At 37.0% G+C, this 18,209-nt stretch carries 16 protein-coding genes and 1 rRNA gene; all 17 read left to right on the top strand.

From position 1 onward, the window contains the following. Window positions 1–43: 43 nt before the first annotated feature. The gene (locus N3I35_03665; GenBank protein ID MCX8129182.1) at window positions 44–961 is read left to right on the top strand and encodes a carbohydrate kinase family protein; all 918 of its coding nucleotides are present in this window, start codon (window positions 44–46) and stop codon (window positions 959–961) included. 118 nt (window positions 962–1,079) lie between these two features. Then, entirely contained in the window at window positions 1,080–2,216 is a 1,137-nt protein-coding gene (locus tag N3I35_03660) for a putative DNA binding domain-containing protein (protein MCX8129181.1), read from the top strand. Between the two features lie 256 nt (window positions 2,217–2,472). Continuing rightward, window positions 2,473–2,760: a co-chaperone GroES gene (gene groES, locus N3I35_03655; GenBank protein ID MCX8129180.1), complete on the top strand. Its 288-nt coding sequence runs from the start codon at window positions 2,473–2,475 to the stop codon at window positions 2,758–2,760. Between the two features lie 113 nt (window positions 2,761–2,873). Further along, a complete protein-coding gene (groL, locus tag N3I35_03650; protein ID MCX8129179.1) occupies window positions 2,874–4,505 on the top strand; it encodes a chaperonin GroEL in 1,632 nt (543 codons plus the stop codon). A gap of 305 nt (window positions 4,506–4,810) precedes the next feature. Next, window positions 4,811–5,845: a PilZ domain-containing protein gene (locus N3I35_03645; GenBank protein MCX8129178.1), complete on the top strand. Its 1,035-nt coding sequence runs from the start codon at window positions 4,811–4,813 to the stop codon at window positions 5,843–5,845. A gap of 162 nt (window positions 5,846–6,007) precedes the next feature. Then, window positions 6,008–6,511, top strand: coding sequence for a DUF6106 family protein (locus N3I35_03640; GenBank protein MCX8129177.1), 504 nt, complete (start codon window positions 6,008–6,010; stop codon window positions 6,509–6,511). Between the two features lie 193 nt (window positions 6,512–6,704). Further along, window positions 6,705–8,471, top strand: a complete 1,767-nt coding sequence (locus tag N3I35_03635) for a glycosyl hydrolase family 18 protein (protein MCX8129176.1) — start codon at window positions 6,705–6,707, stop codon at window positions 8,469–8,471. A gap of 202 nt (window positions 8,472–8,673) precedes the next feature. Then, the gene (locus N3I35_03630; GenBank protein ID MCX8129175.1) at window positions 8,674–10,176 is read left to right on the top strand and encodes an IMP dehydrogenase; all 1,503 of its coding nucleotides are present in this window, start codon (window positions 8,674–8,676) and stop codon (window positions 10,174–10,176) included. A 165-nt stretch (window positions 10,177–10,341) separates the two neighbouring features. Further along, entirely contained in the window at window positions 10,342–11,337 is a 996-nt protein-coding gene (locus N3I35_03625) for a hypothetical protein (protein ID MCX8129174.1), read from the top strand. A gap of 337 nt (window positions 11,338–11,674) precedes the next feature. After that, complete coding sequence (greA, locus tag N3I35_03620) at window positions 11,675–12,151, top strand: transcription elongation factor GreA (GenBank protein MCX8129173.1); 477 nt, start codon at window positions 11,675–11,677, stop codon at window positions 12,149–12,151. Between the two features lie 135 nt (window positions 12,152–12,286). Next, window positions 12,287–13,780 carry a lysine--tRNA ligase gene (lysS, locus tag N3I35_03615; protein MCX8129172.1) on the top strand — a complete coding sequence of 498 codons (1,494 nt, stop codon included), beginning with the start codon at window positions 12,287–12,289 and terminating at the stop codon, window positions 13,778–13,780. A gap of 140 nt (window positions 13,781–13,920) precedes the next feature. Beyond that, complete coding sequence (locus N3I35_03610) at window positions 13,921–14,790, top strand: hypothetical protein (GenBank protein MCX8129171.1); 870 nt, start codon at window positions 13,921–13,923, stop codon at window positions 14,788–14,790. Window positions 14,791–14,918: 128 nt separating this feature from the next. Further along, window positions 14,919–15,233, top strand: a complete 315-nt coding sequence (locus N3I35_03605) for an STAS domain-containing protein (GenBank protein MCX8129170.1) — start codon at window positions 14,919–14,921, stop codon at window positions 15,231–15,233. Between the two features lie 108 nt (window positions 15,234–15,341). Next, window positions 15,342–15,734, top strand: a complete 393-nt coding sequence (locus N3I35_03600; protein ID MCX8129169.1) for an anti-sigma regulatory factor — start codon at window positions 15,342–15,344, stop codon at window positions 15,732–15,734. 2 nt (window positions 15,735–15,736) lie between these two features. Continuing rightward, window positions 15,737–16,504, top strand: coding sequence for a SigB/SigF/SigG family RNA polymerase sigma factor (locus N3I35_03595; protein MCX8129168.1), 768 nt, complete (start codon window positions 15,737–15,739; stop codon window positions 16,502–16,504). A 98-nt stretch (window positions 16,505–16,602) separates the two neighbouring features. Beyond that, window positions 16,603–17,046, top strand: a complete 444-nt coding sequence (locus N3I35_03590) for an ATP-binding protein (protein ID MCX8129167.1) — start codon at window positions 16,603–16,605, stop codon at window positions 17,044–17,046. A 691-nt stretch (window positions 17,047–17,737) separates the two neighbouring features. Beyond that, window positions 17,738–18,209 (top strand): 16S ribosomal RNA (locus tag N3I35_03585); the annotation flags it as partial.

Raw genomic sequence — 18,209 nt, 5'->3', positions numbered from 1 at the left:
TGAGTTAACTTAATAAGCACAATACGTTTGTTTAGGGGGAAAAATGAATAATATATTAGTATCAGGATTGATCAATATCGAGGTCAATGCTAAAATCAAATCATTTCCCGTTGAATATTCACCCGTTGAGTATCCTTTCTGGGGAATAAATTCAGGTGTTTCCGGTGTGGGAGTCAATGTATGCAAAGCCCTGAACTGCCTTGGGACCAATTCTAAGCTGATATCGCTTGTAGGGAAAGACCTGAACGGTTTGAGCGCGCTCGAAGGATTGAAGCGTGAGAACATTAGTACCTGTAATGTTCTAGACATACTTAAGAGTACTCCCCAGTCTGTCATTCTATATGATGATGACGGTAGGAGAATGATAAATGTAGACCTTAAGGATGTGCAGGAGACGGAGTATCCTCTGGAACTGTTTGATGAAGCATCAAGGGATTGCCGGATTTTGGCTCTTTGCAACATTAACTTTTCCAGGCCTTTTCTGAAAAGAGCGAAAGAGGCAGGTAAAATAATAGCTACTGATGTACACGTGGTTTCCAACATACATGATGAGTATAATAAAGATTTTATGCAGTATGCCGACATTGTTTTTATGAGCAATGAGAAGCTACAGGAGCCATATGAAAGTTTTGCAGCAAGCGTAACAGCTGAATACCATAACGAGATACTGGTTATGGGGCTTGGAGCAGAAGGTGCACTGCTATACGTCAAAAAAGATAAATTTATGGGACGGTTTAATGCAGTAAAAACAAGAAAAATTGTAAATACTATAGGAGCAGGGGATTCACTTTTTTCAGCCTTCGTGCATTTCTACTCAATAAGTGGAGATCCATATGAATCACTTAAAAAGGCAATAGTTTTTTCATCATATAAAATTGGTGAAAATGGAGCGGCACAAGGTTTCTTAAGTGAGCCGGAACTTAACGCTCTTTATGAAGAGGTAAAAGTTCAATTTAAATAAACGAAAATAATCTGTCTTGTCGGCTGAATTATTCAAACCGGCATAGTGCGTGAATTTAATAATATAGCATATATTGAGGAAGTTTATCCAATCTCAATCACATAGTCTGGGGGATACCATGGATATCAACAAGCTTAAGCAATTACTGAAGCAGGAAGAAGGGCCCAAGTTGGATTTCAAAGCCAGCTTGACTCTTAATACTGAAAGTGAGAAAAAGGAGCTGACTAAGGATGTAATTGCTATTGCGAATTCCAGAGGTGGAAGGGGATATATTGTTTTCGGCATAGAGGATAAAACAAAAAGGGTATTGGGAATAGATCAGTGCAGCTTTAAAGAGGAACAAATCCAACAAATAATCTATAACAGATGTGACCCACCTGTACCGGTTTCTGCAGACTTTTTTCATATTGAAGATAAATGCGTAGCAGTACTTACCATTTTCAGGAGCAGTCAGCAGCCCCACCAGATGATACAGAACGGAGCTTTTTATATAAGAAGGGGTTCCACAACCGACACAGCAAGAAGAGGTGAGATAGCGAATCTGCTTCAGGAAAACGGTTTGATGACTTATGAAACCGTTATTCTTAAGAATGCTGAAATGGCAGAACTCAACAGTGATCTGATAAGGCAGTACTTTGCAAGCCTGAATGTAATCACAGAAAGACCCAGTGAGATCCTACTGGAGGCAATGGGCATAATCGGTGAAAAGGCGGATGGAGACGGATATCATCCAACCATTGGCGGACTTTTGCTTTTCGGGCACAACCCGTCCTTATTTCTTCCCCATGTATATATAAAAGTTGTAAACCAGGAGGAGGCCAGGTGTTTTTATGGAAACATACTGAATATGCTGGATAGTGCTTCAGCTCATTTAAAGGAGATCATAAAAGATTGTAATTATCCCCTGGAGGCAGTGGAAGAAGCTATAGCAAATGCTCTCGTACACAGGGACTATCTTGACAATTCAAGAGGAGTGACGGTTACTGTTACACCTAAGAATATAGAAATAAGTAATCCGGGTGCTTTGATAGCAAATAACAGCATATATAAGTTTGTTAAGGAAAATAATCCTGATCGCAGAAATCCATGGTTATATCAAAGATTATTGACGCTGGATACAAAAAGGAGATTTTTAAGGTCGGGAATTGGAATGAACCGTATGAGAAAGGCCTTTGAAGATTTGGGCGAGGTTAAGTTCCTGAACATCGGAGCTCAGAATTTGTTTAAGGTCATATTTCCCCGAGGGGGTAAATAGAGAGAAATAAAGTTGTAATAATGATGCCCACTGGCTCTAGTAGAGCCAGTGGGCATCATTATTCTTAGAAAAAAAAAGAAAAACGGAGAAATCGCATTAATTTGCCAGGAAAACAGTTCAAATTTGCTAAAAACTAATTAATTTGCTAAAAACACATATTTGATTCAAATTTGGATATTATATAATATAATTAATGTGATTAGCACTCAGTTTAAGTGAGTGCTAACAATGCGAGAATTAAGAGGAGGTAAAACTTATGAAAATAAAACCATTGGGCGACAGAGTCGTTATTAAAATGCTTGAAAGCGAAGAAACCACAAAAAGCGGTATAGTTTTGCCAGGTTCCGCTAAGGAGAAGCCACAGGTAGCTGAAATAGTTGCTGTTGGACCTGGTACAGTTACAGAAACAGGTAAGGAAATAAAGATGGAAGTTAAGGTTGGGGATAAAGTACTTATAAGCAAATATGCAGGTACAGAAGTTAAGTTTGACGGTCAGGAATATACAATCCTTAAACAGAGTGATATTCTGGCAGTAGTTGAATAATGCGGTTTTAGTTTTTTGGATTATGTCCCGGGATTAATGTTTAAAGATAAAAGCACTGGGACTTAAGCGGTACAGACCAAACGATTTTAATTTTACTTAAGGAGGTATATAATATGGCAAAGGAAATAAAATTCGGTGAAGAAGCTAGACGCGCTCTGGAAAGTGGAGTTAACCAGTTAGCTGACACTGTGAAAGTTACACTTGGACCAAAGGGAAGAAATGTGGTTCTTGATAAGAAGTTCGGTTCACCATTGATTACAAACGATGGTGTTACTATAGCTAAGGAAATCGAATTGGAAGATAAATTCGAAAACATGGGAGCACAGCTTGTAAAGGAAGTTGCTACAAAAACTAACGATGTAGCAGGTGACGGTACTACTACAGCAACCTTGCTTGCTCAGGCGATTATCAGAGAAGGAATGAAAAATGTAGCAGCCGGAGCAAACCCAATGATTATCAAAAAGGGTATCAGTAAGGCGGTTGATACGGCTGTTGATGGAATAAAGGAAATCAGTCAGAAGATCAAAGGTAAGGAAGATATCGCCAGAGTTGCTTCTATCTCTGCAAATGATGAAGTTATCGGAAACCTGATTGCAGATGCTATGGAAAAAGTAACTAATGACGGTGTTATAACTGTTGAAGAGTCAAAAACAATGGGTACTAACCTTGAAGTAGTTGAAGGTATGCAGTTTGACAGAGGTTATGTATCACCTTACATGATAACTGACACTGAGAAAATGGAAGCAGTACTTGATGATCCATACATTTTGATTACAGATAAAAAAATAGGAAATATCCAGGATATACTTCCTGTTCTTGAACAGATTGTTCAACAGGGTAAGAAACTGGTAATAATAGCTGAAGATATTGAAGGCGAAGCTCTTGCAACATTGGTTGTCAATAAGCTTAGAGGAACATTCACCTGTGTGGCTGTTAAGGCTCCCGGTTTTGGTGACAGAAGAAAAGCTATGCTGCAGGATATAGCAATTCTTACCGGCGGTGAAGTTATTACTGAAGAGTTAGGTTTAGACCTTAAGGAAACCAAGATTAACCAGCTTGGTAAAGCAAGACAGGTTAAAATACAGAAAGAAAATACAATCATTGTTGATGGTGCAGGAAGTCAGGATGATATCAAAAAGAGAATTGCCTCTATCAAAGCTCAGATTGAAGAAACTACTTCTGATTTCGATAAGGAAAAGCTTCAGGAAAGACTTGCAAAACTTTCTGGCGGGGTAGCTGTTATCCAGGTAGGTGCTGCAACTGAAACAGAAATGAAGGAAAAGAAATTAAGGATAGAAGATGCGCTTGCAGCTACAAAAGCAGCTGTTGAGGAAGGTATCGTATCAGGAGGAGGAACAGCACTTATCAATGTAATATCCAAAGTTTCCAAGCTCCTCGATAGTACTTCCGGTGATGAAAAAACAGGTGTTCAGATAATTGTTAAGGCTCTTGAAGAACCTGTAAGACAAATAGCAGCAAATGCAGGTCTTGAAGGCTCTGTTATAGTTGAAAAGGTTAAAAACAGCGAATTAGGCATAGGTTTTGATGCATTGAATGAAAAATATGTAAATATGATTGAAGTAGGTATAGTTGATCCGGCTAAGGTTACAAGATCAGCTCTCCAAAATGCTGCTTCAGTAGCATCAATGGTTCTTACTACAGAGAGCGTTGTTGCAGATCAGCCTGAAAAAGAAGCTCCAATGCCAGGAGGCGGAATGCCGGGCGGAATGGGCGGAATGTATTAATACACACTCCTGAAATAAAAAACCCGCAGATTACTGCGGGTTTTTTATGTTTATCCGATATGCAATTTATCATTTATACTTCACAACATAACAATTTAGGTATAAAATAAAATATATAAACTTTCAATATGCTCTGAGCTATAAACACATCTTAATCCATTTCCGGAAACTGATAAAAGCTTTTATTATTGGCTGGGGTCTGGTAGGTAGATGAGAAAGCAACTTTCATACATCTTATATTGTAATATGCTACAGTCTATGAAGATAATCATTCAGCAATTAAAGTGTCAATGAGGAGAGTTTGTATGAAGATTACTATAATAAAGCCTGATGAGTTATGTGAAGTAATGCAGCATTTGAATATCTTAAAGGTGAAATTCGGCCCGATGGATACATGGATTATTGCTCCAATGCTTTTTGCAACGGAAGAAAGTGTTGACATAGTTGTAAATCTGGATAGCACAAGTGTATTTAATATAGAAGATGAGGTCATTATTAAGTTCCAGAGGTTCGGATATGAGTATATAGTAAGCGGAAAGGTTGCATACAAGGGATCAGGCCAGCCTGTAGTAATTACCGTAAAGCTGATAATGGCGCAGCGGTATTTCAACTTGAGAAAGTATATGAGGTTTGATACAAATCTTAAAGTAACGCTGGAAGTTAAAGACCGGTTGATTGAAAGTATAGCAAAGAATATAAGCCGCGGCGGAGCAATGGTAGTATCCGGAGCGGATATCGAGCTGAATTCCCTTATAAGTATCAAAATAACCTTTACATCGCAAAACAGTTTTACTGCAACAGCAAGAGTTTTAAGAAAGTCTGTGGATGGAGAAAAGGGATTCAGCTATGGTATACAGTTCGTTGAGATATCCGAAGATAATAATAAAATTTTTAATAAAGAAATATTGAAGTATGAGAGAGAATATCTGAAGACACTTGATATATTAAAAGAGTATACGAATAAGAATGATTCATATTTTGATGCAAAGATTTCTATTCTTTGCTATGATGCAGATGAGAGCTATGAGATCAGGGAAATCCTTGTGAAAATAGGTGCAGAGAATTTTGAAATATTTCACAATTTTAAGTTTTATTCCGATTTCTTTTCAGAAGAAAAGCCAAAGGTTGTTGTGATTGATACGGATAACCTGAATGATGAAATAGCAGAAATGCTTCAGCAACTGACACTGGGCTTTCCGGACATACAAATCATGCTTCTGATACCTTTAGGAGACCAGGAAACAGAGGAGAGCGGAAACATAGTTCCAAAAGGAGTAAGTGTATTATACAAACCTCTTATTTACAATGAGTTTGAAAAGGAAATGCTAAAATACCTGTAGCTGTAATATTAGTCTAACATTATGTGATATCAGAGCTTATACAGAAACACCAGCATAGCATTATTTTTGAATAATATACAGATTGTTTAATCTGTTTTAGTATGGTAAAATCAATGCTATCAACTTAAGTTATTTTATAGAGTGGAGGCATGGAGGGTTAAGATGGATATATTTATAGAGAAAATTGTAGCAAGGAAAAAGGATATTAAGGATACTCTTTTTAATATAGGTATTGTTTTGGCAGTACTGATAATCAGTTTTATTTTGATGATGATACCATTTGTCCAGAACTTTATTCTGTTTTTGTTTGCCGGTATGGTTTTTGGTGCGTATTATCTGATAACTTCAAGAAATATTGAGTATGAATACATAGTTACCAATAGTGATATTGATATTGACAGGATTATTGCGCGAAGGAAACGTAAAAGAGTATTCAGCGGAAACTGCAAAGAGTTTGATATAGTTGCAAAGGTAAGCAGTGATAAGTACAGCAATGAAGTGAAAAGCATCAGGAAGAGAATGGAATTGGCAAGTTCCATAGATTCTCCGGATGTTTACTTCCTGACAACCAGCTATAAAGGAGAGAAAACAGTTGTTTTTTTTGAGCCTGACAAAAGAATGTTAAATGCTTTTAAGGCTTATATACCCAGAAAAGTATTTGAATAGTTTAGATTTTAAAAATCAAATGCGATACACTCCAGATTAATACTTGGGGTGTATTTTTTTTGCGGCCCTTTCCCCAAATTGTTGAGTTAATATTTATTTACATTTTTGTAATGAATTTTTATAAGTTTTATAGTATTTTTAGTAGTATAATTAATTGAAATCCGACTTTTTATTTATATTTGGGGGTCATGAATTGAAAAAAAACTTTGCTGCCAGTATTACAGGGATACTTATAGTATCTGCTGTTCTGTACATAATATTATACTCTGTCCTTCCGAACAACAGAGTTGTCCCTGCGTTTGATGAAGGGGATACACATCTTGTTATTGGAGGAGATTATATTGTTACAAGGAACGAGCCTAAAATATTAAGTGAGGAGATACTTTTACCTATTGATATAGTAAAAAAGCATATCGACCCCTATATATTCTGGGATGAAAAACTGAAAAAAGTGACAATAACTACGCAGGACAAGGTAATAAGGATGAAAACGGACAACTTAAGTGCAATGGTGAATAATAAGCCTGTAAAACTTAACATCCCTGTAAAGATAATAGATAGTACTGTATATATTCCCATTAAGTTTTTGAGTGACCTATATGGTGTAGAAATTATGTATATACCATCAACCGGTGTTGTAGTAATCGATGCTGTAACAAGCAGTAAGAAGCTGGCTGAGCCTGTAAAAGAGAATGCTGTTATAAGAAAAGGGCATTCTAAGCATAACCCGATTATCAAAAAACTTGATGCTGAATATGGTAAAAAAGAGAAACTGCAACTAAGGGTGTTCGGTGAGTATGATAAATGGTATAAAGTCAGAACTCCGGAGGGCCTGGTTGGGTATATAGAAAAGAGATTTACTGCAACACGGGATATTACAGTAGATATTCCAAAGAAACATGATAGCAGGAGAGAATTATGGAGTCCGGGCAGTGGCAGAATCAACCTGGTGTGGGAGATGATTTACCAGGGAAGCCCCGATCTTTCCAGACAGAAAAAGATAGAAGGTTTGGATGTACTGTCACCTACCTGGTTTCGGGTCATAAATGTGAAAGGAGAACTGAGTAATGGGGCAGACCCCGCATATGTAGAATGGGCGCACAAGAGCAACTATAAAGTATGGGCTCTTTTCAGCAACGGTTTTGGTGATATAGAGCTTACCAGCAAATTCTTAAACAATACTGATTCAAGAGATAATGCCATACGGCAGCTATTAGCTTATGCAGCTTTATACAAGCTGGATGGCATAAATATCGATTTTGAAAATATATATAAGAGAGACAAAGATGCGCTTACCCAGTTTGTGAGAGAGATTACCCCTCTACTAAAACAGCAGGGGCTGGTGGTCTCTATAGATATCAGTGTCCCCGATGGGAGCGAAACATACTCTCTCTGCTACGATAGGGAGGCATTGGGGGAGATTGTAGACTATGTTATACTTATGGCTTATGATCAGCACTGGAGGACAAGTCCGGTAGCAGGTTCTGTGGCAGAAGTATCATGGGTGGAAGAAAATATCAATAAAACTCTGAAATTTGTACCTGCTGAAAAGCTCATCCTGGGAATGCCGTTTTATACGCGGTTGTGGAAAGAAGAGAAAGGCACTGATGGGAAGGTAAAAGTATCGGGTTCGACAGGTTTATCGATGAAAAAAGCGAAAGCTTCAATAGATGACTATGCAGAAAAAGTGCTTTGGGATGAAAAAAGCGGACAATACTATGCCGAATATTCAAAAGATGGCGCAGTTTTCAAAATATGGTATGAAAACGAAGATTCTATTAACCTAAAATCCTCTCTTGTACTGAAATACAGGTTGGCAGGTGCAGCAGCATGGAGTAAAAACAACGAGACACCTGAGGTTTGGCAGGTGCTAAAAACCAATCTGAAAGAAATAAGTAGTTATGAACAATGGTCAAGTATAAACAGGGATAAAAAGTATGTATATAACCAGTTGGATTAAAAGTATTTGACAGAGGCATTTTGATAGTATAAAATGTTCTATAAATTATCGATTTTGGTATACATTATACAAATAGAATAGTACAATATACTAATAAGCAGCTGGACGTAAGACCAGGTGCATTTTTGTATTAAAATGCCTGTAAATAATTGACATTATATACAACCATTAAAATCAAAGTTTAAAAGGGAGGAATTGGAAAATGGCTTTTTACTATAATGAACCATCGAGAACATTTAACGAATATCTGCTAATACCAAATTTGACTAGAAAAGATTGTACTCCGGCGACAGTTTCTTTAAAAACTCCTATAGTAAAGTACAATAAGGGAGAAAAGTCACCTCTTGAGATCAATCTGCCATTTGCATCAGCAATAATGCAGTCGGTTTCTGATCATAACATGGCTATTGCATTGGCTAGGTGCGGGGGGGTTTCTTTTATTTACCAGTCTCAGGCTGTACAGCAGCAGGCAGAGATGGTGCGCAAGGTAAAAAAACATAAATCGGGATTTGTTGTCAGTGATTCAAATCTCAAGCCTGAAGATACTTTAAGGAGTGTCATTGAATTAAAAGAAAGAACCGGACATTCTACAATTGCTATTACCGAAAACGGTGCACCAACAGGAAAACTGCTGGGTATAGTTACAAGTAGAGACTACAGACTGAGCAGAACTCATACGGATACAAAGGTAAAAGAGTTTATGACGCCGTTTTCTTCACTTGTTTATGGGAAGGAAGGTATTACTCTCAAGGAAGCAAACGATATGATATGGGACCATAAACTTAACTGTCTGCCGATTATAGACAAGAACCAGAATCTGGTTTATATGGTTTTCCGAAAAGACTATGATAGCCATAAGGAAAATCCTCTTGAACTTCTGGACAGCAATAAGCAGTTAGTTGCAGGTGCGGGTATAAACACCAAGGATTATGCCGAAAGAGTACCTGCATTGGTTGAAGCAGGTGCAGATATACTTTGTGTTGATTCCTCCGACGGGTATACTGAATATCAGAGAGAAACAATTGAATGGATAAAGAGAGAATACAATGGATCTGTAAAAGTTGGCGGTGGAAATGTTGTTGATAAGGAAGGCTTCATATATCTTGTAGAAGGCGGTGCAGATTTCGTAAAGGTTGGTATCGGCGGTGGGTCCATCTGTATAACCAGAGAACAGAAAGGTATAGGAAGAGGCCAGGCAACGGCTATTATTGAAGTGGCAAAAGCAAGGGACGAATATTTTGAAAAAACCGGTGTATATGTACCTATATGCTCGGATGGAGGTATAGTACACGATTATCATATGGTACTGGCTTTAGCAATGGGAGCAAATTTCGTAATGCTGGGCAGGTATTTTGCAAGATTTGACGAGAGCCCTACTAGGAAACTGAAAATAGGCGGAAATTTCGTAAAGGAATACTGGGGAGAAGGGTCAAACAGAGCACGTAACTGGCAGAGGTATGATATGGGAGGAGATCAAAAGTTATCGTTTGAAGAAGGTGTTGATTCCTATGTTCCATATGCGGGTAAACTGAAAGATAACCTTGATATTTCTGTAAGTAAGATTAAGTCCACCATGTGTACATGTGGTGCAAGAACGATTGAACAATTACAGAAGGAAGCCAGAATGACCCTGGTGTCTGCAACAAGCATAATCGAGGGTGGTGCCCATGACGTTATTCTGAAAGAAAATGACCGTTCTTCATAACTATTAATAATTTGTACTAATTGAGGGAGTTGGATTAATCCGATTCCCTCTTTTTTATTTCGTGTAATATTTTATTTACCAGCTAAATATGTATTTATATATGAAAAACAACTGTATCGGCTGCATTTTTCTTTCGAAATGCATATTGGGAATAGGGTCAATGATATGAGTGATTTTGCATTGCTTATCTGTAAAAAAGAAGGAGTGGAGGGGGAAAAAGAAAAAAACTTTCTGAAGTACCTGTATACTCTTTTGCGTGATAGGGTAAAAGAACCACAAATCGGGGAATTACTTAAATCTTATGAGCTTTTTGATGAAGTAAAGGCTCATATTATGAGTTTGCCGTTCTCTGAAAGTGAAATCGGGCTTAAGACTGCAAAAGTGAAGCGAATACTATCACTGCTAAAAGAGGAATGCAAGGGTATATGCTGTATTGTTCCGGAAAAGGTTTCCGGCATGTATCCTTTTGAAGGGTTTATATCAGGTGTATTTACCGGAAAACATCTTTATAAATCACTCCTGATACAAATAATAGACGAAGTATATACAAAGAAAAATATTGAAGTCAGTGCATTAGATATAGCCATCATTCATAGCGGGAAATATGGAGATCTGCATACTGCTATCAGCCAGCTGTCCCCATATGTCAAGTTTTTGACTGTGGTCACTGAAGAAAAGGAGCAGGTTGAAGAAGAAGCAAACGAACTATTTTATGATACAGGATTGGCAGTTCGTGTAACTAATGAATACAGGAGTGGATTGAAAAGTGCCGATTTGATCATAAACTTTGCTGATTCTAAAGAATTTGTTTTTAACACAAGGATTAATCCAAGAGCTATTATATTAAATTATGGAAATATCAATTGCAGCAAAATCCTGACTGATAATACCATTATAAATGGCTTGGATATAGAGATTCCGCAGGCTATAAGTACCCGGTTGGGCGGTAATATATTTGATTATTATTCCAGAAGTGAAATAGCAGAGATAATCATTTGCTATAAAACTGAGGCATCGACTAATTTATTGGAAGGGATACAGGATTTTACATTATATAATAATATAAGCAAAGAGTTCAAAAAAATGGGTTTTAAAATTACTGGATTTATTGGCAGAAGAAATATTTTTAAAGCACGCGATATAGTACTCAATGGTGCTTAAGGATATGATTATTAAAGGTTGTGGGGATTTCGACAGATTCATTTTCAATTTATTTATGTAATAAAATGTAAAATAGGTAAATGGTTTTTTACATAGACACTTCTTGACAAGACATACTTTGTATTCTATAATAAATAAAAATAATCAGGCAATGAGCCTGCTTTTAAATGTCCAAGGCACTGTTCGGAATTATATCAGTGCTATTTGTATTTATATGTGGAATGAGATAAAATTTATAAAGTGTATAGAATAAATTAGGCGCTAATACATATATTATTAACCTTAGACAAGCAACAAAATCTTTTTTAAAATCTTTTAGGTAAAGGAGAGGCTCTAGATGACCAACAAAGAAGTGGTATTGACTTATGAGGGCTTAAAGAAATTAGAAGAAGAACTTGAGTTTTTAAAAGGGGTAAAAAGAAGGGAAGTCGCCGAAAGAATAAAGCAAGCTCTGTCATTTGGAGATATATCAGAAAATTCGGAATATGATGAAGCAAAGAATGAACAGGCTCAAGTAGAAGGAAGAATTGTCCAACTTGAAAATATGCTGAAAAATGCAAGAGTTATAGATGAAGACGAAGTAAGTACCGAGCAAGTGAGCCTTGGAGCCAAGGTTAAACTTTATGATATGGAATATGAAGAAGAAGTTGAATATCAGATTGTTGGTTCTACAGAAGCTGATCCCAGTAAGTTTAAGATTTCTAATGAATCCCCTGTAGGTAAGGCTCTGATGGGGAAAAGCGTAGGGGAGATTGCTGAGGTTGCAGCGCCGGATGGCACAATTAAGTTTAAAGTATTGACAATTCACAAATAATGAAAAAAACAGGCCATTGGCATATCTCAGGTATATTGCTTCAATGGTCTTTTTTTGTGTATTTAGAACTTGGTTTTCTGTAAAACATAATATATAATATCTTATGGTTGATTATGAAACGTAGGAGGACTTAAAATGGCAGAAAATATGGAAAACAATCAGGAATTGCAGGATCTAAACGAGATATTGAAAGTCAGAAGGCTTAAGCTACATGAACTTCAGGAAAATGGTAAGGACCCCTTTAAAACTGTTAAGTATGATGTGACACATTCCACTACATATATAATAGATAATTTCGAAAATATGGAAGGCCAATTTGTTTCTATCGCAGGCAGGCTGATGTCTAAGAGGGGTATGGGTAAAGCAAGTTTCTGCGATGTACAGGACAGAGATGGAAAAATTCAATTATATGTGAAAATTGATGAAATTGGTGAAAGTGTTTATGAAGACTTCAAAAAATTTGATATCGGCGATATTGTAGGGGTGAAGGGCGAAGTATTTAAAACACACAAGGGTGAGATTTCTCTGAAAGCAAAGGAAGTTACGTTACTCTCAAAATCATTGCAGCCTCTGCCTGAAAAATGGCATGGTCTTAAAGATACAGATTTGAGATACAGGCAAAGATATGTAGATTTGATAGTTAATCCTGATGTGCGCAAGACATTCATAGCGAGAAGCAAAATAATCAAATCAATAAGAAAATTTCTTGATGACAGGGGATTCCTGGAAGTGGATACACCCCTCCTGAATACAATACCAGGGGGTGCGACAGCCAGGCCTTTTATTACTCATCATAACACTCTTGATATAGATCTATATCTAAGAATTGCTCCAGAATTGTATTTAAAGCGTTTGATAGTCGGTGGTCTCGAAAGAGTATATGAAATGGGAAGAATGTTCAGAAATGAGGGTATGTCTATTAAGCATAACCCTGAGTTTACTATGATGGAGGTATACGAGGCCTATACTGACTATAAGGGAATGATGGAGCTGGCAGAAAACCTTGTATCTACAGTTGCTGAAGAAGTATTGGGTACTACAAAGATAATGTATCAGGGACAGGAAATAGATCTTACTCCGCCATGGAACAGGATGACTATGTCCGAAGCTGTCAAGCAGTACACAGGTATAGATTTTGATGCAGTTGCCTCGGATGAGGAAGCAAGAGATATTGCGAAGGATAAGAAAGTGCACCTGGAAGGCAAACCTACAAAGGGTGAAGTGCTAAACCTTATGTTTGAGGAATTTGTTGAGGAGCACCTCATACAACCAACTTTTATATACGATTATCCGGTTGAAGTTTCTCCTCTTACAAAAAGGAAGCCTGACAGGCCTGAATTGACAGAGCGGTTTGAGATATTCATTACCAGCAGGGAAATGGGGAACGCATACTCTGAGCTGAATGACCCTATTGACCAAAAAGAGAGGTTTGTAAATCAGGTTCAGAAAAGAGAAGCCGGAGATGAAGAAGCAAATATGATGGATGATGATTTTGTTACATCATTGGAATATGGAATGCCTCCAACCGGCGGACTTGGTATAGGTATAGACAGGCTCATAATGCTGTTGACCGACTCCTATTCAATAAGAGATGTATTGCTTTTCCCCACAATGAAACCAATGAAGTAATTTGAAGGCGGATTATTGACAATTACCGTGTATGTTTAGATCTAATCATTTCAAGTGGATATACCTTCTGTGAAATGGTATCATTAGTTATAGCTGAACTATGGTATTGGTGATTGCCAGTTAGCTTGGGGGGGTTAGTGATGGTTGATAAGAAAAATCCAGAATATACCCGAGACGCGTATGAAGTTCTCGGGCTGAGTAAAAATGCAGGTAAAGATGAAATAGAAAAAAGGTATACTTACCTCATAAAAAAATATAAGGCTTTTGTGCAATCCGATGATGAAGAAAAGATCGTAGAAGGTAAGCGGGTATTAGAAGAGATATCACAGGCATATAACAGTATAGTAGCAAAAGAACTGAAAGAGCTAGAAGATAAAGTATATGTTAAGCCAAACCCTGTATTTAAAAAAATGGGTGTTGACGAAAAACAAGCCAGAAATTTTATGCATTATCACAAGTATCACTTTGTATTTGGGCTTATCGCAGTGCTTGTCCTGGGATATATAGTATATGGCTTTGTTACTAAGGTGGATCCGGATTTCAATGTAACGGTGATGGGTGGATTTTATGCAGAGGATTTGAGCACTTTCCAACATGAAATAAAAGAAAAAATTGCAGGGATAAAAGAACCGGTAATAGATGTTATAAGTATCTCCAAGGGCGACAAGAGCCAAATGGGTTATGCCATGCAAATGAAGGAAATTACTGTCGTGGCTGCCGGAGGAATAGACATCTATATCGTTGAAAAAAGCATTTTCGACAAGTATGCAAACTCTGTAACATTTTTGAGTCTGGATAAGGTAGTTGAAAATCTTAATATCGATAACAGCAGGCGCATACGGGGAAAAAGTGGAAAACAGCAGGAAGAACATGTCTATGGCATTGATGTCAGCTCCAGTGGGTTTCTTAAAGGGATAAAAGGTGAAAGTAAGGAAAAGATTATTGCCATTGACAGTAGAACTAAAAATTTTGATAAGGCTGTCAAGTTTATAGAGCTGGCAGTAAAGTAAATTCTATCGCTGTTTGAGAGGAGATAATATCTCCTCTTATTATTTAGTAGTACTTTTTTTGTAGGTAATGATAATATATAATATGGTTAAGTACGCTTTAACTCACATTTTTCAGGGAGGAATTTTCTATGTCAAGTGAGCTGATAGTAAGAGAAGAACAGACTAATGATGCAGTTAATGTTTTTGTATCAGGTGAAGTGGATATATATACTTCGCAGAAGCTAAAAGAAAAGCTATATAGCATAGTGGACACTGCACAAAAGGATTTGAGAATTGATTGCGGAGAGCTAAACTATATAGACAGCACGGGTTTGGGAATATTTGTGGGCACACTAAAAAAGGCCAAACAGAATGATAAAAAGATATATATATGTAATTTGAAGGACAGCATAAAGAAATTATTCCTGATTACTGGTTTGGATAAGCTCTTTATTTTAGAATAACAGGGTTGTGAACGGTTTATCATATGGTTATCTCTGCAAACGAGTAATATAGTGCTTGTTTGTGTAATAACATCCATTAACGCGGAGACAGGAAGCATGGAGGAAATAATGAACAATAATTATGATAAGATAGAAATATCTCTGCCTTTTAAAGCTGAGTATGTAAGCATAGCAAGATTAACCTCTTCAGGTATAGCTAATAGATTAGGGTTTGATATAGAAGTCATTGAAGACATAAAAGTAGCTATAGCGGAAGTATGTAATAAACTGGTTAGTGCCGGAAGCACGGAAGCAGATTTTTTTACAATCGCATTCTATGTTTATGCAGATAAGCTCAAAGTAGTTTTTAATTGCGAGGACAAATCTCTAAAATGTATCTTTAATAGTGAGACTGATGAGCTGGGAATATCCATAATTAATGCATTGATGGATGAAGTTGAGTTGTGTACAAGCAATGCTTACCTGTTTTCCATGTCAAAAGCTCTTGAGGGGAATATCTGAATATGGCAGATAACAGAGAGACTCAGGTCATAATGAATTCTACTGAAGAGCATGAAGTATTATTTATAAACTATAAACAAAACCCTACTGTGGAAAATAGGAATGAGATCGTAAACAAGTACATTTATCTCGCAGATATAATATCGAAGAAGTTTGTAAACAGAGGCATTGATTACGAAGATATACACCAGATAGCTTGTATTGCTCTTATTAAGTCAGTTGAACGCTTTAGCCTTGATAGGGGGGTTAAGTTTGTAAGCTTTGCAACTCCCACTATAGTGGGCGAGATCAAGAGGTACTTCCGTGATAAAGGCTCTGTTATAAGAATCCCAAGAAGAATTTATGAAATTTACCAGAAGGTCAATTATGCAAAGGAAGTTTTATCCCATGAACTTCAAAGGGTTCCGAAAGTAGATGAAATAGCGAGGCATCTGAATATAAGTGAGGAAAGCGTTCTTGAGATTATCGAGTCATGGAATGCATATAATATCCAATCCTTTGAGCAGAACGTATATGCTGATGACGATCTTGAGCTGCATGAAACAATAGGAGCAGAAGACGTTACTTTTGAAAAAATAGAAAACAGAGATTTTCTTGAAAAAAGCTTAAACAAGTTTAATGAAGCAGAGATAGAATTTATCAAAATGAGATACTTTAATAATAAAACTCAAAAGCAGATTGCCGACAGGTTGGGGGTATCTCAGATGTATGTTTCCAGATTGGAAAAAAAGGTACTTGACAAATTCAGGACAATATTGGGTAAAGCGTGATATACGGTTGCTTTTTATACAATAATATTTCAACTATGTTTATAACATATCAAGGTGGGTATTAATAAATATAATAATATTATGAGGATGGGAAGACTTTGCTTAAGCTAAAAATATATAAAACAAAGATACCCAGCGATATAAATATTATGTGCGCTACTATCAATGAAATACTCCGCTATTTGCAGAGCGCCTGTGAAGTTATATCTGAAGACACACTGTTTGAAGTAAAAGTTATCTTGAATGAATTGATTCTTAATGCTATAAAGCATGGCAACCAGGAGATGGGGGATAGATTCGTAAAGATAGCAGCTGCTGTTACAAAAAGCGGCAGAATGTTTCTTGTTATAGAAGATGAGGGGCAAGGTTACGACTATAAATGTATTGCCAAAAATGCAGTAAATTCATTGGGTGATGAAGATTCATGTGAAATGAAAGTCTCAGGAAGAGGCCTTATAATAGTAGCTAACTTGAGTGAAAAGTTAAGACTAAATAAAAAAGGGAATAGAATTGTTATATTAAAAAGGTTATTGTATGAATGATATAAGTTGACTGAATTGCCTATAAAAAATTTATACTGATTTTATAAAAGCTAACCTTTTGTGTCAGTTAATATATTCGGATTTGATAAAACACTTCCAACGAGTGTTTTTTGTTTTATAGAAGATTAAGGATTAATTCCTTATATACAGGCTGGGTATAAATCTAGCTAAAAAGGATACGCTGGATGATCTGTATAAGATTGATGCACTGTGCTGTAAAAAGGGAAAGCAATTTTTAAAGAAGGAAAAGTATGGAGGCATTTGTTCTTTGTATAAAAAGACACACATACCAAGCTGCTTTCATACTATAGAAAAGGGTTTTTTGGATATATTACTAGTGTCTAAGGCGAAAAGTGAAAAGAAATAAAAAGTATTGACAAACCTAAAAGTGCATGTTAATATATAAAAGCTGTTGTCGCCGATAACACGGTGGCGGCCACTGGTAGACATTAAATTAATGTTGAAAACAGTTGGTAAAAAGAAACAACAAAAAAGTTGTTGACAAAAACAAGGCAGCGTGATAATATATAAAAGCTGTTTCGCAAGAGCAGCAATGGACTTTGAAAATTGAACAGTGTAAATTCATGATAATCATGAAAAGGAACTCGAACAATAAATTTGAGTAAAACATGCGAACTTTATTAAAAAAAGTCAGTAAGTTTTAAAATGAGCTAATTAAATTTTCAGATATTAATTTGAGAGTTTGATCCTGGCTCAGGACGAACGCTGGCGGCGTGCCTAACACATGCAAGTCGAGCGGTTCGATGTTCAACACTGAGTATTCATTAAAGTTGGAAAGACATAGCCAGCACAAACGCGGTTATGGAATGCGCTTCACGCATTAAAAAAAGCCAACACACGATGAGTGCTGAGTGTTGAACGTCGGATAGCGGCGGACGGGTGAGTAACGCGTGGATAACCTGCCTTGTACAGGGGGATAACACAGGGAAACTTGTGCTAATACCGCATAACCCGTAGCTGTCGCATGACAGCTCCGGCAAAGGAGCAATCCGGTACAAGATGGATCCGCGTCCGATTAGCTAGTTGGAGGTGTAACGGACCACCAAGGCGACGATCGGTAGCCGAACTGAGAGGTTGATCGGCCACATTGGGACTGAGACACGGCCCAGACTCCTACGGGAGGCAGCAGTGGGGAATATTGC

Source organism: Clostridia bacterium (assembly GCA_026414765.1).
Lineage (GTDB): Bacteria > Bacillota > Clostridia > Acetivibrionales > DSM-27016 > SKW86.
The sequence above is the reverse complement of the archived record's forward strand: the minus strand, read 5'-3'. Positions and strand labels throughout refer to the sequence as shown.